At 33.1% G+C, this 24,794-nt stretch carries 15 protein-coding genes; all 15 read left to right on the plus strand.

Translation table 11 applies throughout. The features are described from left to right. The first annotated feature begins 12 nt into the window (after positions 1-12). The 15 genes from ACFVS1_RS22995 to ACFVS1_RS23065 all read left to right on the plus strand — a co-directional run bounded on the left by ACFVS1_RS22995 (position 13) and on the right by ACFVS1_RS23065 (position 24,792). Positions 13-456 carry a hypothetical protein gene (locus ACFVS1_RS22995; RefSeq protein WP_387550886.1) on the plus strand — a complete coding sequence of 148 codons (444 nt, stop codon included), beginning with the start codon at positions 13-15 and terminating at the stop codon, positions 454-456. A 212-nt stretch (positions 457-668) separates the two neighbouring features. Then, positions 669-902, plus strand: a complete 234-nt coding sequence (locus ACFVS1_RS23000; RefSeq protein WP_387550889.1) for a hypothetical protein — start codon at positions 669-671, stop codon at positions 900-902. Positions 903-1,977: 1,075 nt separating this feature from the next. Next, the gene (locus tag ACFVS1_RS23005) at positions 1,978-3,186 is read left to right on the plus strand and encodes a hypothetical protein (RefSeq protein WP_387550892.1); all 1,209 of its coding nucleotides are present in this window, start codon (positions 1,978-1,980) and stop codon (positions 3,184-3,186) included. Continuing rightward, complete coding sequence (locus ACFVS1_RS23010; protein ID WP_387550895.1) at positions 3,187-4,455, plus strand: hypothetical protein; 1,269 nt, start codon at positions 3,187-3,189, stop codon at positions 4,453-4,455. It abuts the gene before it with no gap. 797 nt (positions 4,456-5,252) lie between these two features. Then, positions 5,253-5,423: a tyrosine-type recombinase/integrase gene (locus ACFVS1_RS23015; protein ID WP_387551091.1), complete on the plus strand. Its 171-nt coding sequence runs from the start codon at positions 5,253-5,255 to the stop codon at positions 5,421-5,423. Between the two features lie 409 nt (positions 5,424-5,832). Next, the gene (gene dpdA, locus ACFVS1_RS23020; protein ID WP_387550898.1) at positions 5,833-8,283 is read left to right on the plus strand and encodes a tRNA-guanine transglycosylase DpdA; all 2,451 of its coding nucleotides are present in this window, start codon (positions 5,833-5,835) and stop codon (positions 8,281-8,283) included. Between the two features lie 207 nt (positions 8,284-8,490). Continuing rightward, positions 8,491-9,309: a ParB N-terminal domain-containing protein gene (locus ACFVS1_RS23025; RefSeq protein ID WP_387550901.1), complete on the plus strand. Its 819-nt coding sequence runs from the start codon at positions 8,491-8,493 to the stop codon at positions 9,307-9,309. 100 nt (positions 9,310-9,409) lie between these two features. After that, on the plus strand, positions 9,410-10,321 hold the full coding sequence (locus ACFVS1_RS23030) for a queuine tRNA-ribosyltransferase (RefSeq protein WP_387550904.1): 912 nt from the start codon (positions 9,410-9,412) through the stop codon (positions 10,319-10,321). Positions 10,322-10,396: 75 nt separating this feature from the next. Beyond that, a complete protein-coding gene (locus tag ACFVS1_RS23035) occupies positions 10,397-11,152 on the plus strand; it encodes a hypothetical protein (protein WP_387550907.1) in 756 nt (251 codons plus the stop codon). Then, positions 11,133-13,871 (plus strand): hypothetical protein, encoded by a 2,739-nt coding sequence (locus ACFVS1_RS23040; RefSeq protein WP_387550910.1) that lies wholly within the window; start codon positions 11,133-11,135, stop codon positions 13,869-13,871. Before ACFVS1_RS23035 ends, ACFVS1_RS23040 begins: the two co-directional genes overlap by 20 nt. A gap of 288 nt (positions 13,872-14,159) precedes the next feature. Next, positions 14,160-17,480: an SNF2-related protein gene (locus ACFVS1_RS23045; protein WP_387550913.1), complete on the plus strand. Its 3,321-nt coding sequence runs from the start codon at positions 14,160-14,162 to the stop codon at positions 17,478-17,480. After that, positions 17,473-20,055 carry a protein DpdF gene (gene dpdF / locus ACFVS1_RS23050; protein WP_387550916.1) on the plus strand — a complete coding sequence of 861 codons (2,583 nt, stop codon included), beginning with the start codon at positions 17,473-17,475 and terminating at the stop codon, positions 20,053-20,055. The genes ACFVS1_RS23045 and dpdF overlap by 8 nt, the downstream gene beginning before the upstream one ends. Before the next feature lie 44 nt (positions 20,056-20,099). Further along, positions 20,100-20,954, plus strand: coding sequence for a hypothetical protein (locus ACFVS1_RS23055; protein WP_387550919.1), 855 nt, complete (start codon positions 20,100-20,102; stop codon positions 20,952-20,954). Then, positions 20,954-24,133 carry a hypothetical protein gene (locus ACFVS1_RS23060; RefSeq protein ID WP_387550922.1) on the plus strand — a complete coding sequence of 1,060 codons (3,180 nt, stop codon included), beginning with the start codon at positions 20,954-20,956 and terminating at the stop codon, positions 24,131-24,133. The genes ACFVS1_RS23055 and ACFVS1_RS23060 overlap by 1 nt, the downstream gene beginning before the upstream one ends. A 2-nt stretch (positions 24,134-24,135) precedes the next feature. Next, positions 24,136-24,792 (plus strand): hypothetical protein, encoded by a 657-nt coding sequence (locus tag ACFVS1_RS23065; protein ID WP_387550925.1) that lies wholly within the window; start codon positions 24,136-24,138, stop codon positions 24,790-24,792. The last annotated feature ends 2 nt before the right edge of the window (positions 24,793-24,794 follow it).

Consider the following 24,794-nt stretch of genomic DNA (forward strand, 5'->3'; position numbering starts at 1 on the left):
GGAGGTGCTTACATGGAAACCCAATTCATACCCAATCAGAATATGACCGGGGACGTAAGAAAAAGTAAGAACAAAAGCTTTTTTGAAAAAGCTAAAGAACATAAGAAGGAAGTAGTAATTGGAACAGCAATTGTGTTTTCGGTGATGGGAACGATCCTTTTTGTTAAAAACAGTGCAGTTATTAAATCATCCATCAAGTCATCGCTCGTAGAAGAAGTCTTTACCAAAAGTATAGAAACGAAAAATAATGTCAGTCCGTTAGTTTCAGAACCTATTGAAAAAAGTATCATGAGTGAATTTCCAATTGATAATACGATCAACGTTAGAGGACATATTCGAAATCTTCCTGAAGGCTGTAATCCGTCGACTAACAAAGTTGAGTTAGCGTCAAAATATGGATATTCATTAGAAGGACATCAAACATGGGTAAACGCTTATACAAAGGCATCTGCCTGAGTAAAGAATAAGATGTGAGGAGTGAAATTAGGGATACATGTGAAAACTCTCAACGATCGTTGTCTGGCGGCGTTTTAACTCTTCCTTGGGAAGACGGAGATAAAGCTCATGCATACGTCACATGCCCATACTGTGGACATGAGAATATTAAATACGGTTTTGGCGGAGATGATGACTAGAGGTAATTCTCATCTTGAAAGGAGAAAAATAATATGATATGCCCAAGATGCGGAAAGCATTTTAATGTAAGCGAAACAAGATCAAGTTTTAATCATTATTATAGTGGTAGTGCTGAATGGGATTATGATAATGATCTATCAGAACGTTTATGTGAAGATTGTGCCGAGGACGATGTAAATTCTAGATGGATGGATGGAACTCTTAAAGCTGCTGATGAGGACCCATCTCCAGAAGATCAGAAAAAATGGTGGAATTTAAAAAAATGAGCATTTTCTTCATAAATGAGTAAATTTCATAAATCATAGCCCTTGTGGGACAAGGTTTTTGAACGTGCCGCTAAGACTTATCTTATCTGAAGACCTGATAGATAAACAGGATAACACTATCCTACTCTTCATTCGGGGAGGGGAAAGACCATTAACGACAAAGGGTTTCGTTGCGACTGATATCCTGCCATTTTTAACAAAAGGAGAGATCCATAATAAAGAGGGTAATTTGATTTTGCGAAGTTACTATCGAAAGAATAGTTTGGAATTACCTATTGATCTTTTATAAAGTATGACAGAGTTAGCTGAACGAGACGGAATTATTATGAGTAAGTGGGTAGAGCAAAAATTATCATCACTACTAAAGTGATTTTTAATGAAGAAATGATTTATTGGCTAATGAGAATGAGGTTATAACCAGAGTGTGACTAACATTGTTATAAGAAATATTTATGTACTGCATGTAAGAGAAAAGGATTTTTAGATGTGATGGTATGCCAAAAATTATAGAAAATTAGGACGGATACTCGTTAGTCTACTCCCTCTGATTTAATGGTCAGGGGGAGTAATTTTTGTAGGAGTAAATGTTGAATGAGTAACATAGGAGGATTGATAGGGCGTTTAGTATCAATCAGGCTAAATAATATCACAAGTAAATGAGGTTTTTCATTATTATTGAATTTATATAACCATGCTTTATTAACGTTTGATATAATTATGTTATAAGAGCGACTTTGTCTAAAGATTTCAAATAGCCCCATCTATTTTTTTGTGAAAATACTAGTAACAGTATTGTTTTACTTCCTTATAATTAATTCTTTTCAATAGTCTAACTTGTTAATAAAGTTTTTAATTTACTGGTACTAGCTTTTTATTATAACTTTTATTGCTAAAATCATTCTGCTTGTAGTAATACTATTCTATTACTTTAAAGCAGATTGGATTAATTATGGTTAACACTACAAGTCTAATCCTGATTGTTGAGGTTATGGGTTTTGAAGTGTTACCAAAGGCATTTGAAAATAGCTTGGTATAGAAAGATGATTAAACAGGTATGAGAAGGTGAGTGATTAGGGTGAGAGTTGTTGACAGGAATTTTGATTTTAATGCTTTCGCATTGTCAATTTCTACAGTTATGGAATTGAAAAATTATACTTCTTTAACTGATTACGCATTTAGGCAAGATGGAAATATTGAAGGTCAAAGAAGTGTTATATCTAAATCGGCAGCTGCAAGCAAAATTAGGGATAGAATGATAAAAGACTTCAAAAACGGAGGAATTTTTCCCCCTGTTGTTTTAGGTTTAATTGTAAAGGATGAAGAATTACAAAATTTAAAGGAAGCAAGTGATTTAGACACTGACTTTAATCAAATATTTGAGAACTATCCTGTTGAAGATATTTCGATAATTGATGGTATGCAACGAACTAATATATATAGAGGCTGTTTAGAGGGCAATGAAGGTAGGGAAATTCGTGTTGAGTATTGGATCGCTACTAGCATTAATAAACTTCTTTATAGAATGTTAGTTTTAAATACTGGGCAAGTTCCTTGGAACGTTAGAAGACAAGTTGAAGTTATTTATAAACCAATTATTACAACAATAAAAGAGATGATAGAAGGTAAGGATAGCGAATTATATTCAAAATTAAATTTTTACGACATTAACGACAAAGGTCGTAGGACTAATTCAGGTGAATTCCATAAGAATCAGATTGTAGATTTATTTTTGGTGTATAGTCTTAGAAATGAAAAAACTGATATCTCTACTCAACTAGCTGAGGAATACAAAAAATTAGATTTGCTGGACTCTTTGGATCAATCAATAAGTTTAGATAAATTCGTAGATATCTTTATAGCTATGTGTAAGTTAGATATTGCACTAGGGAATCTAGACTTATCGGAAATTGAGTTAGAGGGAAGATTTACTAATGGAAAGGATCTATTTTCTAGTCATCCTGTTAGAGTAGGTTTTGTTGCTGCCGCTACAGAGATTATAATCGGCAGAAAGGGAAGAGAGAGAGATCCTGAGCAGTCGAAAGAAGCATTAATTAGATTTAAAGATAATATTGATGAAATCATATCTAAGTTAGATGCAGATAAATTTTCAATCGATGAAATAGAGGAATTTTTAGACTTCCAAATGCTAAATCAATGGCTTGCAACTCTTCCTAAGAGTAAGGTAGGAGAAGAAGAGAGAACAGGATTTAAGAAAGCTTTTACTATGATGTTTGAAGAAAAAGAAGGCTTTATTAAATTAGGCGAATATTGGATGAAAATCTAAATGGCTAGAAATATTATTGAAACCATAACAAAAATATTTGACAACTTAGAAAGTCAAATAAGTGATGAAGATAAAATAAGAATTTTACCTGCCAAGCAAAGAACTATTTCTCCCTCCTATCCTGAGTCTATGAAAAATAATATGAAAGTCCTTATAAATAGTAAAGTTAGTTATAAAATTCTTTTAAATAATAAAACAAACGTTTTTGGACTTGCTTTTGATAATAAGACATATGTCTTAATACCAGGAGAAAGTCAATTAGAAAATGGATTTTCGCCTGGTTTTTTGTTAAAAGCTTCGGACAATAAGGATTTTGCTGATGGGTTTAAACTAATTGCAATTTCAGAACAACTAGTAACATTAAATTCTGATATTGATTTAAGTTTAAATCTAATAGATAAAGTATATGGTTTAAACCCTGATGAAGAACTAAAAATTGAATATGATATTAATGAAGTTTTATCTTTCTATCCAAATTTTGAAGTTTGGGAAATAGACAAAGAAATATTTGATATTAACAATGAGAATGATTTATATAGGATATACATATTGTGGAGGATTAGTAATGAGAAAGAGATGGTAGACAGACATAAATTCTCACTGGAATTTTCATATAATACATTAGAGCAGTTTGTGAAATTAACTCAAAATCCCAATAGTAAGCATATTGCAAAAGTATTATATAGAGCAGTATCATCTACTAGTTGGGAACATTGCTACTTAGAGTTATACAGGTGTATTGAAAATTTATATTCAGTCTATCATATAGATTATTTACAGGACCGATTAAAAACAGATACGAATGATATTGCAAATTCTCTTGAGGACATAGGTTTTAGAAGTCGTGAGGTAAATGATGTAATAAAAATATTTAGGAAATTAAATATAAACCAATATTTATTAAAAAAGTTAAAAGAAGAAGTTTTTAATAATAAAACTTCCGAAAAAATTAATATAAGCCAAGATACACTTAAGAGTTTAAAAGAGTTAGTCCAAAATAAAACGACTAAGTGTGAGTCTGATATTAGTTTGTTATTTAGTAAACTTGAGAAAGAATTTAATAGAAACTCTAATGAAAGCTTACTTGACATTGCCGAAAAAATGGCAGAAAAGTTATATGAGATTAGATGTAATATCGCTCATTTAAAGTATAAGCATAATCATGTTGATTTTGATGACAATCAATGGAATGAAGTTATCTTTATTATTCTAAATATAATTGAAGAACTATATGATATATATGGAAAGCGCCTAGAAGAATTAATTTGATAAAAACCTCATTTAGAGACATTACGGAGAAGCTCATCATAAAAGGTTTGTTAGGAAGAGCTCTGTATTGATTTCGTATCTATTCAGAAAATTTCTCGTTATTTTGTAGTGAGAAACTATAGAAACAACGATGTCCATGTGGATCATAGGTCATCCGAACGGCGGAAGCATTGTTAAACAATGTTTTTGCCGTTTTTTAATACCCTCAAAATATGCTAAAAAGCAAGCAAGGGAAGGATACCTTGCATCTCAAGGGAAGAGGTTACTTTAAAGTAGTTTTAAACAGTTGTTTAAATTTGTTTAAAATATTTTAGGGAGCTTCTTTATGTCTATAACAGGTAAAAGAGGACAAGTAAAATTAACTCGGAGTAATGTAGATACAATTAGTAAAGGCGAAACATTATATGAATTATTCAATATCTATACAAGAAGCATTACTACAAAACGTTCTCCACTTATCTATAGGAATACACTTCATTTCATTTCCAGATGAAGTAACAATGAATACAAATAGAGAATTGATGAACACTTCAAAAAGGAGCACATACAGCACCAGAACAATCCTAACGTGAAGGATTGGGGAAAAAAAAGGTAAAAGGTGTGTCTATCGCCACTGTAAACTCCATTCTTAGGCATATGAAGGCATTCTATTACTTCCTTATTGATGAGAAATATGTTGGAAGCAATCCTTTGCTTAATATCAAGCAATTTAAGGAAGTAAGCGAAATTAAATCACTCACTATCTAAAACAGCCCGACCAACTCTCATATGCAGGGTTTAGAATAAATTACTTCATGATGTTTCTTTTACTTGATACAGGTATGAGGATAAGTGAAGCGATTGGTCTTAGAATAGAGGATATAGTCCTCAAAACGAATGTGATTGAATTAAAAAGTGCTACTACGAAGAATAGAAAAACAAGATATGTTTCGATTGCTCAAAAAACAAATAAGATACTTAAAGAATAGCTTGCTGAAAAAGAAAATTTTTCAACGCAAGTATTGAGATGGTAAGAAAATATGTCAACATTACAGACAAGAACATCTTTTCTCAACATAATAATTAAAATATAGAAATGGGTATGGGTTACATTTCCAGAATAAATACCATAAAATTATTTTACCTTGGTTAGCCATAATATGGATTTTTTATAATTCCATGCAATATATTAAACATATTTGCTTTTAATCCAATTTTTTAGTAACATAAATAATTCATTTATTTTTCATGCAAATAATTTAAGATTAGTTTCTTAAATTATTTATCATTGTTAAATAACTTTAAATTAACATGTATGTTCACATAAGTTGGAGTAATACTAAATGTGGGATATAATATTTATGTTGAATATGTCTACTACAAATGAGGTTACGCACTATGATAAAGAATATCCTTAAAACATTGATAATAACTTCATGTACTGGTGAAAAAAGATTTAAACCAGAGAATGAATTAATACAAGATGATTTTAAAACAAATGAAACATTATCCAAAAGAGAAAAAGAACTAGAAGAATATGAATCAAATGCATCTGACTTATACACTGGAATGCAACATTTAAGATTAATGGAAGGGATTGACCTGTTAAGAGAAAATTATGGAAATGATATAGTGGATTTATCCATTATCTCAGCTGGTTATGGATTAATTAGTGAAAGGAAAAAAATAGTTCCATACGAAGTTACTTTTAACAATATGAATAGTAAAGAAATTAAAGAATGGTCTGACCATTTACAAATCCAAAATTCAGCGAGTAATGAATTTAATAAGTATGACTTAATCATATTTTTATTAGGTGATAAATATATAAGGTCGCTTCAACTTCCAATTAAAGGTTTAAGAGGAAATCAAAAACTAGTGTTTCTTGCTAGTAAAACCAGTAAAAAATTTATTCCTGATAGTAATCCATACTACTTTTTAGAAGTAGGACAAAATGATGCAAAAGAATTTAGTTATGGTTTAGTTGGACTAAAGGGGTTTTTGTTTAAACTGTTATCTAAAGAGATAGTAACCCACGGAAAAGATTTTCTAAATGAAATCTATAATAATCCAACAGTAATCATGGATGCCTTAAATAAGTACAGAGTAAAAGATAATAGTAACCAGCAGCTTTCTTTATTTAATGAAAAAGAAAATGATATACAATCCTCTAACAAGAAAATGAAAGATAAGAAAAAGAAAGATACCCAATTAGCCCAAGTAAATATTTCTATTCCCGAGTCTCAATATGCTAAGAACTATGAATTACACAATCTTAAATTCTTTATGCCTGAAAATGATGATAGAGTGGATCCTAATTTTAATTTTATTACAGAAGAACATACGAAAGATAGAGACCCTATTTCTGATGATGTTTATGCACATGAAATATATGATAAACCAAACTATGATGGAGTCCTTATCTCTAAAATAAATATTGATCAGACAAAAACTAGAAAAGAGCAAATATTAAATGCTGGTGGATTGCATAAATTCTTGAGACTTCCAAATAACATTCCATTATATGGTGATTGTGGCGCATTTAGCTATATACAGAAAGAAAAGCCACCATATGAAACAGATGAGATTCTTGACTATTATGAACAGATGGGTTTCGATATAGGTACAAGTATTGACCATTTAATCATAGGGAAAATTGCTGATAATGAGGAAATGAGAGAATTCCGTTATCAATTAACATTAAAAAACGCCAATGATTTTATTGAAAAACATAAAGAAGGTAATTATACATTTATTCCATCAGGAATTGCTCAAGGGTGGGACGTTGAATCATATCGTAACTCCTTTACAGAACTAATTAAAATGGGCTATCGTCATATCTCCCTTGGGGGACTTGCACTTGCAAAATCAGAGGAAATATTAGAAATCTTACATGCGATTGCACCAATTGTGCCAGAGTATCTAGAAATTCATTTGCTCGGTGCTGCAAGATTAGATTATCTTGATGTATTCCATAAACTTGGAGTAACTTCTTTTGATTCTACCGCTTTCTTAAAGAAAGCTTGGGGAGGAGCAACTGGAGGGAATTATTTTACTCAAGATAAAAATAAATACGCAGCCTTACGTATCCCACAGGCTGATGAAAAGAAGAATGCGCGTGTTAAGGAACTTGTAAATAGAGGAATTGATACTATAGATGGTTTTATTAAACTTGAACAAAAATCTTTAGGGAATGTGAGAGAATTTGATTTAGGAAAAATAGACGTAACCAGTACGGTTGAAACTGTACTTGAATACGATTCCTATTTTGAAACATTAAAGGACTATAAACAAAAATATAAAAAGGAAAAAGTCATAAGAGATAAATATATTTCTGAGAAGTTAAATATAAGTGAGCAAGAATTAGATCGTATTGAAAAGGACTTATTAAAAATATTGAAAGAAGTAAACAAAAAGAAAGAAATCATCGGTATGGAGGAATATCTTTTAGGAGATATAAGCTTCCATTCACTTATTAGTAGGAATGAAGCTCTCTTTAAAGATGCCTTAGATAATGTAACTTTAGAGCATATGAACAAACTTAGAATTGTAGAAAAGGAAGCTATAGAGGTAAAGAATTTGCCTTTATTAGAAGCAACATTAAAGGATTTCTTTGTTGAAAATTTTGATCGTATATATTCAACTAATAAATTAAGACCGCTTTACCATGAAGTATTAACTGACAAACCATGGAAAAATTGTTTTTGTTTTGTCTGTAGAAATGTAGGTGTTGAAGTAATTATTTTTCGGGGAAATAATAGAAACCGGAGAAGAGGTTTTCACAATACGTATGTTTTTTACAATCAATTAAAGGAAATTGTTAAACAAAAGGAAGGATCATTCTCTTGATCTTTCCTTTTTTACTTTTAATTTTACCAACAATAGGGAAACATGTTTATCCCAAAAAAGGATTAAAAAAATATCTATAGAAAATAATATATAATAAATGAAATAATTATTTATTAAATTTATTAAATTATTTACAGCAATAAAGTGTATATTACATGGTAGAAGTCCTTGCATTTTTTTAAAAAAATTTAAAACATGGTGATAAAATTGATTAGTTTAGAAATAAGCGGTGTACAGAAAATAGATATAAAAGAAAACAAGTCAATATATAGTTATATTGCTACCAAAGAGGAAATATTAAGTTGGAACATAAGAGAGTCAAAAAATCCGTCCTACTATTTGGATGGATTAATAATTATTATATGTAAAACTATAAATGAAAATAAAGAAGGTGTACATCTTACTATTGAGATAGTAGATCCGATTATTATTAGCAAATTTACGAAAAAGGAAAGGCAAGAAAAACAATACTTAATTTTCAAAGTGGAAAATTTACCGGAGATACTTCTTAATTCATTCATTAAAAGTAGTAAACTTAATAATTTAGTTGAAATGAAAAGTACTAACTTGAGTAAAAATTCCTTAAAACTTATTACCTATTCTTCACTCGAAAATTTAATATTCGAAATTTTCGAGTTCAGTAATTATTCAAATACAGATGAACTTGGTAGTTTGTTCAAAGACTATTTTGAGCAGTTAATTAAAGTGAATAGTCTTTACTTTCCAAATAGTTTACGTGAAGTTCAGGAAATAAAAGAGAAAACAGTTATACATAATTTAAACTCTTGGTATATATTGTTATGCTTTTTTAAAGAACAATTGGAAGATAATGTTGTTGATATTCAAATACCAAACCTAACAATGGAAATTAAATATAAAAATTGGACTGGAACATTTTTTGACCGAGAAAATCCAATATGGGAGGAACTTTATCCTAATTCCAGAAAAAATTATCCTTCCAAAAAAATCAAAATTAAAACTTATAATCATTGGAAAAAATTAACAAAAGAATTGCCTTCAGAATAGGGCAATTTTTTTGTTTGGAAATTATCTTTAATAATTCCAACTATAGGTATATAATTAGTTTATCACGTATCTTCACGTATCATTTAAAGGGGTGGGTAATTTGGATTTTTACGTTAGTTGGTCACATAGCGATGCTATATTTAGTGATTATTTTGATTCTTGTCCAATGCTAATTTCAGCCATTCCGGAAAATAAAAATACCCTTAAAAGATTTTCTAACTATCCAAGTAAGTTAATCATTGATTCAGGGGCATTATATTATGCCCAAAAAAAGGGGATTAAGAGTCTAAAAGAAATAATGGACACACAGATGTTTTTAATCGATTCTATACCTGATACTCTCCCAATTAAAATAGTACATTTAGATGAGCCTTTATTAGATAAAAATTCATTATCTGAAAAATATGACTCCGTTGAAAGAACGTTATTTAATGCTTTGGAACATATGAAATTATTTAATTCTATTAAATCTCCTAAAAATGTTTCAATGATTGGTGTAATACAAGGGTATGATTTTCCAAGTATTCAATATTCGATTCATGAATTGAAAAAAATGGGGTATACCAGTTTTGGCTTAGGATCATTATTGAATAAATCTGCAAAAGAACAAATTAAATATATAAAATATGCCTCAAGTTTTGTTAGACCTGAGAATTTACATATATTTGGGGTTACCGGAATTGAACAAATTAAACAAATGGCAAACTTGAAAATATGTTCGTTTGACTCGAGTCGACCCACTATGGCAGCAGCGTTCTTTCAGGTAATGTATAGTAACCCTTTTAGAACTTATGTAATATCATCGTCCAAAGTAAATAAACCTCAAAAACGCATAGAAAAACCATTAAATTGTAATTGCCCAATATGTTTAGTAAATCCACACGACATACTAAATATCTCCCATCGATATTTTATGAAGAAGCGATCTGTTCATAATTATTACCATCTAGTTAAAACAATTGAAAATATAAACAATGTAGAAGGAGGAAATATTGGTTACAAGCCTGGGTAGATCATTTGTCTTGTTTAAGATTATTTTTATTTGGACAAATAGTATCAAAATATTCTACGAAAGGTGTGTAGAGAAATGTCATTGTTCCAGATTTGTTATGGGCCAGAAATTCATTCAGTATTTCATACCATTCAAAAGTACCCTAATATTAGAATGAGTGATTTAGTAAACAAATTTCAATATAAACCTAAGGGTGACATAACTTCGTTAATAGAAGCAGTTCTTCAATTCTTACAAGCATTAGAAGTTATAGATATTGACAAAAACAAACAAATATCTACAAAAGAAACTCGCTTGGATTTTATAGACATTCATCTTCGTTTTAATACGATTGCAGATAATTTAAATGACCCATCAAATCCAAATTATGTTTTTACAACAATGTTCTTTGACTTATTTGTAAAACCTAATACTCTATTTATTCACGATTTACATTTTGAAACAAATAATAGATTTAAAAGTACCTCAATAAGTCAAGAAAAAATTAATGCGTGGAAAAGGATTATGGAATACTTAGGATTGGGTTATCGCTATAATGGGGGGTTCTACGCTCTACCTCAATATAAGTTAATTAAACATTTAATAAATTATATTGGGGATTGGGAGGGTCCACTTCACCTATTTTTTGAAGATAAAATACACCCAATAATACCATGCGTATATAAAGGAAATGTATACAATGGAGTAATTTATAGTATCTTAAATTTAAATGATTCTCACAAAATCCAGTTAACAAGAAAACAAGATTTACCATTTCAGGCTTATGGTGAAAAGAAGGAATGGAATTGGATTACAGTAAGGAGTGAGGCGAGTGTTACCTTGTTTAAATAAAAGTTCTATCAAAAACCTATATAATACGGCCGATGAGAGATACAATTTTTCACCTGAATTTTTTCGTGAGACACATTATCCTCAAGTTTTGAATAGTTACTATAAGAATGAATTAATTGAAAAAATGACCGAAGCCCAATTACTAGAAGAACTTGAAGAAGATCATTCATATGGAAATAGAGTTTTTGTGATTTTTGGTTCTACTGGTTCAGGTAAATCAGAGCTCTTATGTTGGGTTAAAGATCAGTGGGAATTTAAAGGAAACACAAGGCCGATAATAAGAATTTCACGAAGTGAACTTAATCCACAAATGTTGGTAAAGAAGTGTTATGAGTCAGTCGGTCTAGAAATGGAAGATATAATAATAGATGAAAAGAAATGGGATTTATTAATTAGTAAACCCATTACCATTATTAATCAGATGGTGTGGACAACAATGTCGGAATTTTTCGAAAGTGATGATGAAATTGTGCCAGCTACTATGCTACTTAGACCAGTGATTGAAAAAAACATTTTAAAATTCAGTAGGCAAATAAAAAAGGGTAAATTATCAAATCCTTTAGAAATAATCACAGAACAAGAATTTTCGTTATTAATAGAGAATACAACTTTACCAATACAACTTAGTTATAATAAGTTAAGAGACTCTTTATTAAAAAAGTTGGACCATTTCTTATTCCAAGGAACGGATATAATAACTATATTTAAAAGATTATCATCAATTCTCACAAAACAAAAGATAAGACCTGTTATCCTGATCGATGATCTTGTTCAATCGTTAAATCTTTATTCTGCAGAAGTTTTGGATTATTTTATTACTCTTGAAGAAGGAAATTGGGACGTTGTTATAGGACTAACACCAGGGGTAATAGAGGGGAATAATTTTGAGACTGGTTTAAAAAATAGAATCAAGAATTTAGATACGATAGATGACCGGGTTAAAAAACTTTGGTTATCAGACGAATCAGGGAGAAATTCTTTTTCCATAGATCGAGATAAAGCGTGTAACTATATAGAAAATTATTTGACTGCATTAAAGAAAGCAAACGGATATGAGTGCTCCAATAAATGTAAACATGCTAAGACCTGTACTAGTCTTCTAGTGGGTCCAAAGACAAGTTTAAAAGAAATCCCTTTAAATCAACCCCTAATTCAGCGTATCTATGACGCTGTACCAGACGGAAAAGGTTTATTACGGTACATGGTTATCCATTTAAAAGAAATCCTTTCATTTTTTTATAGAGGGATGGACAAAGATACAGCAAAAATTAAACATTACTTCTACAGAGATGTTTATGCCGAACATGAAGATACTCTAATTAAAGTAATAGCTGAAATGTATGCAGATTCAAAAAGTAAGGATATTACCATCCCAAGTGAATTACTTAAACATTTTAATCCCAAATATAATGATAATATTACAGTTAAACTTAAAGTTATAAGTACATTTACAAATAATATATTTGATGAAGAGCCTACATTTAAAAAAAGTCCAAAGGTAAACCATATTAGGGATTGGATAGAAGGTCAAAATGTAAATGACCAATTACTTGAGCCAGTTAGAGCGGGTGTAGCAACAATTATAAATGAGGTTGTAAAAGGAACTTCATTTGGACGAGACTATACACCAAGAATGACTAAGTCCACTTCTACTATTCAAAGAACAGAGGTAATAAATAGGTTTAAGTATCCAATTACTTTTAAAGAAAATAATAAAAAAAATCAAGTGGTTGTTCAAAAACATATCAGTCTGCTTAACATAGCCAATTATCAACAGGTAAAACTTCAAGATAGACCTGAGATATTTAACGAACTAGCTAATAATCATAATGTGGCACAATGGATATATCTCGGAGAGAAACTTAAAGATCAATGGAATTTGGAGATAACACAGGAATTAGGAATGGAATTGGAGCATTTTGCTTATCAATTAAAAAAATATATAACTAAACTTATTAAATTGGGTGAAAGCGAGTGGATTTCTCAAATAGAGTCACCTATTTCACCTGACATACAAGAGAGTGTAGAATTATTATTTTTAGATTGGTTCTCTTTGCGGGATAATATGATAGATTATTATAAACTAGATTTAATGAAGGAAGATTTGAACTTTGAAAAATGGTTATTAACCATAAATCCCTCAAAAGTATTAAATAAATATAGTTTAAAAAATGTACCACTTCAGACCTTCATTTTAAACTTACAAGGAAATATAAAAACCTCTTTTCTCCAAGTTATTCCTATAATAGAAGAGAAAATAAAACAAATGAAATCATTCAAAGATTTTATTAAGATACATTCCGAAAACTATTATGAAAAGCTAATGGAAATTATTCATACTGACTATGTAGATAAGATTTCACTAGATTACTTACTAAGATTAGATGATCTAGAAAAATGGTTTTCTAGCAACCATGAACAATATTATAAAGAATGGAAAAAACAACGACTTTTAGAGGAAAACATAAACAACATTTTGACATTGCTAGAAGGGAATAACGCTCTTTCTTACAATATTGATACAATTGATAAATTTCAACATTACTTGGTAAATAAATTAAATATAAGGAAACAAGTTTCATATCATCTACTTAACCTTATTGAACATGGTCATACGCAATTACCTAAAAAACAATGGAGAGGTATATTAAAGGAATTGGATGAACACTCGCCACATCTTTTTGAGAAGATTTTAGTTCAAATTTCTATTAGAAAGTAAATAAGAAAGGAATTTTAAAATCTTTAAGCGTGGGTAGACTATACTCCATTTTAGAAAGTTATACTGAAACTTGTAATAAATTTAATTTCAGACTATTCTTAAATTTATTTAAAAACAGATGGATTTATCCATCTGTTTTTTTGTTTCAAATAATGACCAACTTATATATTGATTTACAAAATATGATTTAAAAATAGTATAATAGATACATTAACTTATTAAAATAAACATGTCATATAACCTATTGTGAGAATACTTTACTAATAAAGAAATTTTTAGGGGGAAATTATGCTTAAAGAAGGTATGTACGTACGGTGTCCGCTTGACAATGAACACCCTGAAAACCCTCGAATGTTTATACTAGGTGAAATTATTAATATAAATTCGTTTAGTCACGAAGTAACTGTCTCGTTTCATGATCCACATGAAATGAAAAGTGTTTATGGAGTTCCAAGTATTGAAAATTATAGTATTGATGATGTGGATCATGTTGAAGTACAAATAAACTCTAAGGTACGTGTAAAATCTCTTTCCTTGGATGGGACTGTTATTAATACGTCTGGTGAAACTCCAGACGGATATCACAATTATTATATCCAATTGTATCAGGACAAAAATCCAAGTATTGTCGTCATTGACGAAAGTGATTTACGAATCCCGTTTACTCAATCTAACATTCACCCACTGCAACAAATTAAAAATTACGAATTGCACAATCCGGTTTGGTACAAGCACCGAAGCATCGTTTCAAAGTCTGTACACAAGTTAAAAAATGCGACCTATGGGTTTGACACGTTGTTAGGTTCCCGTGTGTTTTTACTCGTTCATCAAGTCGATACGATTATACGTGCGATTGTGGAGCATCCATGTCGCCTCATGTTAGCCGATGAAGTTGGATTAGGGAAAACGATTCAAGCCGCTGTCATTAAAAAAGGGCTTGAACAGCGTTTAGGTAAATTAAAGACGCTTTTCATTGCGCCCGAATCACTCGTTCATCAATGGAAAAATGAAATTTCCTATAAATTTTGGGAAGAGATTCCAGTGTGGAAACAAGGCGACACTGTGTCAGGAAATCAATTGATTTTCCCGCAAGAAAAAATAAATACTGTCCAAGGAAAAAATATTCTTGGGATGGAATGGGATTTATGTATTGTAGATGAAACGCATCAATATATTCGTTTAGAAGCTGAATATGAATTACTACTTCAGTTAAGTAAAAAAGTAAATCATCTGTTACTTTTATCTGCGACACCTATTCAATCGCGAAAAACGGAGTATTTGAAATTACTTTGCTTATTAGAACCGCAAAAGTATACAGGAATGAATGAAGAACAATTTGACACACTTTTTCAAAAACATGAGTATTTAAGTGGGAAAATTCATCCACTTGTTCGTGATTTACCGGAATATCATTCGGATGACCTAGCAGAAGATTATCTCGACGAGTTAGAAGAAATTTCAGGCCGACTTGGGGATTCTTTATTAGAGGATTTAGTTGATGCGATCGAGTGTGATAGCGAAGATGAAGGGCTTGAAGCGGTCCGTTTAGTGCTTGCTTATATTGCGGAACATTATCAAATTGACCGCCGCATTATTCGTCATCGTCGAAAAGAATTATCAGACCAATTAGCAGAGCGAACGTTAGATGTTTATTCGTATCCGATGCGCGGAGCAGAAGTAAGTTATTATGAAGCTGAAGTGTATGAAATGTTGTTGGATTATTTACAAAATATTTCAGCAGTAGAAAATACAGAGCAGGGGGTTGCGTCATATTATCGTCTTTTCTTATCCGCGTTCTTTAGTTCGCCGTGGGCATTTGAAAAGGTGCTTAATCAACGAAAAGCTCATCTTGTACACTCAAAGAACGGATTTATCGCGACGAAAACAGTTAGTCTGAACGATGTAATATCTTCTGTAAAGTCGTTTACAGAAGAAAAAGAGATGCTCGCAGATCTTCTATTAACTTGTGAAAACTGGAAACTAGGGGTACAAGATGAGTTTGATAGAAAACAAGATTTATTTGATGACCCAGATTTAATTAAAGGCCGTTTAATGCGGGTTGTTGATTATGTTGTACAGTCGGTTGATGAAAAGTTTGTAATTTTCTCGAGTTGGAAAGAGACAGTTCTTGGACTTGAACCCCTATTTACTGAATTATTTGGGGAAGAAGCCGTTAGTGTTTTCTACAAAGGGATGACAGATGAACAACTGCAACATTCAGTTGACCGCTTCCAACGTGATCCACAGTGTCGTTTTATTCTTTGTGATGAGCTTGGAGGAGAAGGTCGTAACTTCCAAATGGCCGACGAACTCATTCATATTGATCTGCCGTGGTCACCGACGACGTTAGAACAAAGAATTGGTCGACTTGACAGAATAGGAAGGGATAAAGAAGTTCACTCGATTGTTTTTTATGCGGAAGAAACTTTAGAAGAAGAGTTGTTTCATTTATGGGAACAAGGTTTAGGTATTTTTAAAGAGTCCTTAAGCGGTTTGGAAATTGCGATTGGCGATATCCAAGCGGAAATGAATCAGTCACTCGTTTCGAATTTGCGGTTTGGATTATCTGAAGTGCTTGAACGCATGAACGATTTTCTTGGTGTGATGAGAAAGAAAGTAGACCAAGAGCGATACTTTGATATGGCTCGCCAATTAGACAAGAATGTCGAAGAACAACTTGTTCTACTCATTGAACAATTTGATGGGGAAAACGGTAAAAAACTGACGGATACGATGATGTCGTGGGCGAAATTAACCGGTTTACATGGTTCAAATGTAGGGAACGAAAATATCTTTGTTTTCCTAAAAGAGAGAGCCCGTATTAATTCGATGAAAAAGACGATGCTCATTCCTCCGGATATGAAACAAATTCATAAACGCTCAAAGCAAAATCAAAAAATTAATGGAACTTTCTTACGTAAGTATGCGGTCGTTCGTGAAGATCTTGTATTTTACGCACCAGGTGATCCTTTCTTTGATGCGATCGTTCATAATGCGTACAACAGTGAGTTAGGTCGTTCGACGGCTTTCTATCAAAAAAATTCTGAAATTAAATGGAGAGGCTTTGTGTTTACTTGGAACGTGTCGATAAATCCGATTCCGCTTCTGCAAGCAGGTTTTCCAATTGAAAATCTCGCCTTGGCACAAGGGTTTATTCCACTCGAACCGCTTATAACGTTTCACGGGTTGACAGAAGCAGATGACAAAGTAGATACACAATTAGTTCAGCAAGAATTTTGGAAGCCTTATGTGAAGCACGATACTGTTCATTTAGGAAAGCGAGGAGATGGTACATTTGACCGTTTTCGAGAGAAGTTCCCAAGAGACGATTGGCAGAAACGAGTAGAAGAGGCATATGAAAATAGCCAACAAAGAGTGCAAGAGCAAATTATTAAACGAATTGATACGAAACGCGCTAAAGCCGAGTTTCAACGTCGCATAGACGGGATTAAGGCGGCCAACTTGTATTATAATCGCTTTGATATTAACCATTCTATGGAACAAGAAAAATGGGCAAAAATTTTTCAAGCCTTACAAGAGGGACTAGAATCTCCAAAAATTACGCTAGATTCTGTAGCGCTCGTATGGATGGAGGGGAATAATGGATAAAGTCATTCGGATCGTCAAACAAGTGTTACGTAAACAAATGACCCCTAAAGACGGTTTAGTTGCTTTCCATCATTGGAAAAAAGAAAACCAAGACATGTTGAACCGTTCCAAAAGTACGTGCGTGTACCGACTTCTTTCCTCTCTTCAAGTCGTTGAAAGGGATAATATGTCTGGATGGTATGAAGTTGCTTCTCATTTACGCCAAGTCATCCTCATGTACAATACTCGATTTATCGTACACGCTGATTATGTACAAAACTTAGAAAAGATAAAAAGTACATTTCAACTGTCGATTGATCCGACTAACGAAGTGAATGCACTTGCGAAATATCCGGCGTGGGTTAAGCATGCTGACCAATTAAAACGTGTATTTCAGCTAGAGAGGCGTAGAGTAAATGAACGGAAAATCGGGGATCCTTTACTTTATCAAATGACGGGATTTTCACACTATTATTCGAAAGAACAAAAAGCTCTCGTTCAAACGTGTTTATCGATGAATGAAGGTGAAACACTTTTAGCATCCTTACAAACTGGGGGAGGAAAAAGTTTAATTGGGCAACTTCCTGCATATTTAGAAACAAAAGGAGGAACGATTCACGGAGGCGTTGGTACAGGGGGAACGACAATCGTTGTCGTTCCTACTGTTGCGTTAGCTTTGGATCAGCATCAAACGTCTTTAAAATATTTCCCAAAAGCGTTAAGTGAAACACATCGTCCACAAGCGTATATCGGTGGGATGAGTGAAGATCGTCGAAAAATTATTATTGAGGGGTTGCAAAACGGAACCCTTCCTTTATTATTTACGTCACCTGAAGCTTTACTACATGGATTTTTACATGAAACGTTGATTGAAGCTGCAAAGTTAAAGCGTGTGAACCGACTGGTTATTGATGAAGCACATATCGTAGTCGACTGGGGAAGCAATTTCCGTACTGATTTTCAGTTGCTCTCCGTTTTTAGAAGAAAATTACTTGAAGCGAGTGGCGGAAAGTTAAAAACGATTCTCTTATCTGCGACCCTGACAGATACGGCTACTGTGACATTAAAAGAATTATTTGTCGATAATGGAAAGTTGATTGAAATTCGAAGTGACGCTCTTCGCTTTGAACCGATTTATTTTTTAGATCAACCGAAATGTCAAAAAGTGCGTGAAGAACGAATTTTAGAAGTTATCCCGTTATTGCCCAAACCGATGATTTTGTACGTTACAAAAAAAGAGCACGCTCAAAACTGGGCTTCTATAATTAAAGCAACCGGTTTCCAATCAATTGAAACGTTTACGGGTGAAACGAGTAGTACGGAAAGGGAACGAATTTTAAACTTATGGAATGCTGATCAACTCGACATCATCATCGCAACTTCCGCGTTTGGAATGGGTGTTGATAAACCGGACGTCCGTACAGTCATTCATTGTTGTTTACCGGAAAGTACGAATCGCTTTTATCAGGAAGTCGGTCGAGGGGGGCGTGACGGTTTTGCGTCTATTAGTCTATTATGTACGATTGACGAGGATAAAAGGGACGCTGCCAAATTAATGAGTAGTAATGTTCTAACTGAACAAAATATGACGGAACGTTGGGATAAAATGTCTACCCAACCTGTAGAGAGAGTTGGGGGGGACTCGATGTGGGTAAACACGAATGTCCGTCCGAAACATTTAAAAGATGATGAAACAGGGCAACAAAATGCGAATTGGAATGAAACGACGTTGCTGTTTTTATATCGTGCCAAACTCATAGATATTCTGGATTATCGTAAAAGAGAAGAAGACCTACGGAGAACGATATTAATTCAACTACTCGATATTGAGAATTTACAAGATAAAGAGAAGTTGATCGAAAAAATTGCTCCTGATCGTGCCAAAGAAAGAAATCTCATCAACTCAGAGTTAGGCTATATGAAAAGTTTAGTCCAATATGCTGAAGATACGTGTTTTTCACATTGGTTTCAGAACACCTATTCATTTACAAGTGAAGTTTGTGGTGGGTGTCCAGCTTGTCATGAAGAACAACGTCTACCTTTTCATACCGAAACGATTACAGAGGTTGTTGGTCAGACAAATCTGCGAATCCAGCGTCCTGTCGGTAAAAAAATTGGGCAGTCGCTTAGTTTATTTCCAGAACTGTTCATTACGTTACCTCAACAAGAAGGTGTGATTAATAGAGACGTTTTTGTGTCGATATTAAACGAATTAGCAGAAGCAAAAGTGAAGATAATTGTTGTTCCAAACGAATGGATTGCACTTGTTGAAAAAGATTGGTTCGAATCTGGTTATAAAACGTATACGAATACGCTGTTATTAACAGAAGATGAACTACTCAAAGATGGTAATAGTTATACAGTTCATCAACCTATGGCAGTTTTGTACCCTCCTGCCAGTGGAAAAGCAGATTTATTATATGAATATTGCCGTGAGTGGATTGAGCAATCTTCAAACCGTCAAGTGGTTCATATAGCCTATAAAGATACTTTTATATACAGTCAACGAAAAAAGCTAATCGAATTGGTTGACGGCAATGTCGTACCATTTGATTATGTATTCATGAAAGAAGAATTAGAAGAAGAGTTTATTTAAAAAGTAATTCCATTTATCATTTATGTTTAGGAAGGAGTTAATCGATGCCTTTTGTTGATCGAATTACAAATGGAATGTCTCCACATCGGGTTTTTGCTTTATGTAAGCTGGTACATTATTTTCAACATGAAGAAATGAAAGAGTTAACCAAAGAGAAAGCTGGAGATTTTCTTCAACCCAATGCTTTAATGAAAGAAAAAACACAGTTTAGAGAAGTATTACAGTTTGCTAGATCCGGAAATTTAGTGACTGAAAATGAAGATCAAGTGCTAACAACAAATTTAACAAAAGAAGATTTCTCATCAATCGAACATTTTAAGCGAGCAATTATCGCTAGAGCGATCGAAAACAAAGAGTTAATGTTTTGGAAATTTACGAGTTGGTATGTGATGAGAGATAATCGTGTTTTGAATGAAAAAACAAAAGATTTAGAGACAACTTTTAACCAAGAACTAAATACCGAGCAAGATGCAACGTTCATTTATAATGAAACGAATATTAACGGTTGGAGAACGTGGGCTGTTTTTTTAGGCTATGGTTTTCTTCATGCTGGGATTGTGCTTCCGAATTTAGCGGTACGTCTGAATAACTTATTAATAGAGGACCATAAACTCCAACGAAATCAATATCTCCCCATGGCTGATTTTATGGAATGGTTGCGGGATGCTGCCCCTGAGGTAGACGGTGGCACATTAGGGGAGATGTACCGAGGAAAGTCTAGTTTGTCGGTTCAACATTTATCACTGGGACTGTCTACTGGTTTACGTGCGTTGCACGATCAAAACGTCATTACGCTTAATTACGTGAGGGATGCACGCGATACCTGGCATTTAACGAGGGCTCCGTTTCATGAAATTACCGGTCAAGTTTCACAAATAATGATAAGGAGTGAAGGATAATGGGTCTTAGAGATGAGTTATTGCATATCAAACAAAGAATTCCTCAAGTAATTCGAGCCGATGCCACGAACGTTAGCAGGAATATTTTTTTAGCGACCCATACTCCATTTAGATCATTACGTTACGTTCCAAGTGGTATTACCCAGCAAAATATGAAGACAATTGATGAAGAAACTTTCTTCCAGCAACATTTACTTGATAAAAGAAATGATCATCAATTTATGATTGTCCAAGGGGATAATGGTTCCGGGAAGTCTCATTTTATTCGCTGGTTAAAGGAGAGGTACGTCTCTAAAATTGCCGCAACAGAAGAAGCGGTTTTATTTATTTCGCGCGCTCAAAGTACCCTTCGTGGAGCACTAGAACAAATCATACAATCCGATTTGTTTGAAGAAAACGATTTAAATGACCAACTGAAAAAGTTGATTCAAGCAAATGAGCATTTAAGTAAAAGTAATCTAAATAAACGAATCATAACTTTATTTGCAATTGAAGCATCCGAAGATGAAAATAATGATGATTCGCTTTTAAGTAAACGCCATAAGAAAAACTTGTATGCATTTCTTGTCGACCCGCTCGTTCAAGAAATTTTATTCCAAAAAGGTGGGCCTATTGATCGAATTCAGATGCGTTTAAGTGCTGAATTTACGAACAGTCGGTTAGATGATGTTTCGCCACGCTTTATGGCAGAAGACTTTATCATTAGTACAGACAAAGTAACCGAATTACAAAGTCAACAAGTCAATCGCAGAACACTGAAACTTGCGGAAAGTTTAAGTGAAATAAATGGAGAAGCCCCTGAACTTCGCAAGCAAGTCGCGGTCTATTTAAATCAATTTTTAGAATCTGTCGTTCAAAAATTCACGAATTTGCGTGGTTCAGACCTGGATGAAGTATTTAAACAACTTCGGCGAGAGTTAAAGAAAAAGGGGAAAAACCTAACATTATTCATTGAAGATATTACTTCGTTTACAGGGATTGACCGAGCATTAGTTGAAGTACTCGTTACGGAACATCGTGGAACCGCATTTAACGAAGAGTTTTGCCGGATTTATTCTGTGGTCGGCATAACGAATGATTATTATAATACGGAGATTCCGGATAATATTAAAGATCGTGTAACTGGAAGACTTTTATTAGACGAAGCGTTTTTAACGAATGAGCAAGAAATTGCTGAATTATCGGCACGCTATTTAAATGCGTTATATTTGGATGAAAAGACGTTATTAGAATGGGTAGAAAGCGGGGAAGATGACCAAAATTTACCGATTTATACGGGACATGTATCCGAAAAGTGGGCATCATTTACATTTGAAGATGGCCGAGAATTTAACCTTTTTCCATTTAATCAAGCGGCGTTAAGCAAGTTGTACAAAGGTATTGAACCACAAACACCACGAATGTTTTTACGTTTAGTTTTATCCAATATGATAACGATGTATTGTGAAAAAATGGAATATAAAGAGTTTCCTCAAGGCTTAAAAGAGTTAAGCCTTCAATATAAAATTCCAAATTGGCATGCAGCACTTTCGTCGCAAATTGTTGAACGCCAAAGCCCTGAATATAGTGACCGTTTAACTGCATTCTTACGCTTGTGGGGGGATCAAACTGTCATTCGAGCGAACATGAATGGAGAAGAAACGGTTGGTAGTTTACCGAAAGCGGCATATGAAGCGTTCGGACTTCCGTTTATACCTGGTGATACGGATATAGGAGATGGAAGTGGTGGAAAAACAGTTCCAATCCCGTCGCCTCCAAAAGTGAAAAATACTGGAGTTTCAGGGACGAACAAACCAGATGAAGGAACGATAGAACCGACTGAAACGAAAGAGCAAAAGGAATTTAATAAACTAGTTGAGGAATTAGAAGCATGGAAAAATCAAGATAAATTGTATAGCTATAATATTTTGAGAAAAAGTGCATATGACGCGATTTTTGATTTTATCGATTGGGAATCCAAAGGTGTACCAGTTCCTATAGTTTCTAGTTATTTTAGTCGGGTCGAACAAGTGGAAATTGAGGGGCAAGTAAGTAGTGGTCGTAGTAAAACTTACTTGAAAATAAAACGAAATACGGATAGTTATAACGGCTTTCTAGCCTTGGGTGCCTATCATTATTTAGGGAATAAATCATGGGATTTTCCAGAAGCTACCGATTATTTGCCATTATTGTATAACTGGTTACACCAAATTGAAGATGAAGTCATACGAGCTGTAACCAAACCTGATATATTGAGTGAGCAACAAACATGGGATTATCGCAAATGGAATATTGCTGCTGTATATTACTCGCATTTGATTGCGGGGAGTTTAGAAAACCCAACACAGCGGTACCCTGAAACGTATCAGCAATTGTTTGCACCGCCTACTGATATTATTGTTGATGATCATCGGTCAGAAACTTGGCGAGATATCCAAAAGAGGCTCATACAAGCTGATCCAAGCCTTTGGCTAAAAAATAGTTACGAAGTATTTGGTCATATGGATAATCGGATCCAAGGAAATCTTACTAAGTCCACGAAAGTATATTTTATCGACGCCGTTGAAATTATCCGCGAAATTCGTAAACTGAATAAAATCAAATGGGATCTCGATCAACTTTATTTACCTGATCTTAATGTGAAAAATGATGAAAAGCAATTTGGATCATTTTTATTGCTAAAACTTTTCCAACAACTTTTACCGATTGCTCTTAAAGAAGAATTAAAGTATGTCGAAGAGACCTTCACGACGTTTTGCTCGATAGTCGAAACGAATCCAGAAATGGAACTCGAAGGTCAAATTAAACATTTGTTAAAAGAAATGAATCAATTGCTCGATTTTTTTAAAGATCATAATATTAACTATTCCACCGATTGGTTTAGGATATTGAATAGTAAAGGAAGTCGTGTTCAATTATTCAAAGCAATTAAACAAATTCATGAAATCCAGCACACGGATTCCGAGTTGAAAAAAGTAAAATATCTCGTCGACCATCCGGTTACGCATTTGAATGGGTATTTGACGTTATTTGAGAATATGGATAAGTTGTTAGAAAATCGTTTGAATAGTTACCATTTGAAAAAAAAATATTTAGACGAGGAAGAAAGCAAGGTAAAAGTGTCTGAACTTATTTCGAAAACAAAAACGGAATTAAATATCGTCATTACAAAGTTAGAAGCGATTGGGGGTGAAGAGTAATTATGCTTTTAGAGAAAATAAAAAACATGAAAGCGATTGTTGAAGAAGTCCATGATCTTCAAGAAAAAGTTGATCAGCATCAACAATTCAAAGAATTCTATGAATCATTATTACAAGAGATTCAAAAGTGCACCGTTTATTTGGATGTTCAACAGGATTTACAAGAAACATTCCCCACCACGTTTCAACATCCGAATTATTTAGTGATTATTTCTAAAATGAAACAACTTGAGGAAACATTTGAAAAGGAACCAAAAAAAGGACGAGTTGTCACTACCTTTCGAAATTTTGACACGTACCTGACTAATCTTGGAGAACAGTGGTTTTCGTTTGCCAAGGCACAAAGCAATGAAGCGATTAATACATTAAAGAGCGTAAGTAAAATTATGGGGGCAAACCCTGAAATCGATTTGATCATTCAATCCTTAAACGGATTATCAAATAAATGGCCGGTTAGAAAGCAAAATATTGATTATTTTAAACAGCTATGTGAGAATGCCAAACTGACATTAACGAAGTTACAAGCTAGCCCAGCCGTTCAAGGGTTCTTAAATAAGGTTAGCTGTAATGAAGCGACCATTAACGATTTAAATCCTGAAGTGATTGATTGGTTGAAAACCAATCAGTTAGATCGTAATTTAGTGATTCGTTTTAAGTGAGG

The sequence above is a fragment of the Peribacillus sp. NPDC058075 genome (genome assembly GCF_042885195.1).
In the GTDB taxonomy this organism is placed as follows: Bacteria; Bacillota; Bacilli; order Bacillales; family DSM-1321; genus Peribacillus.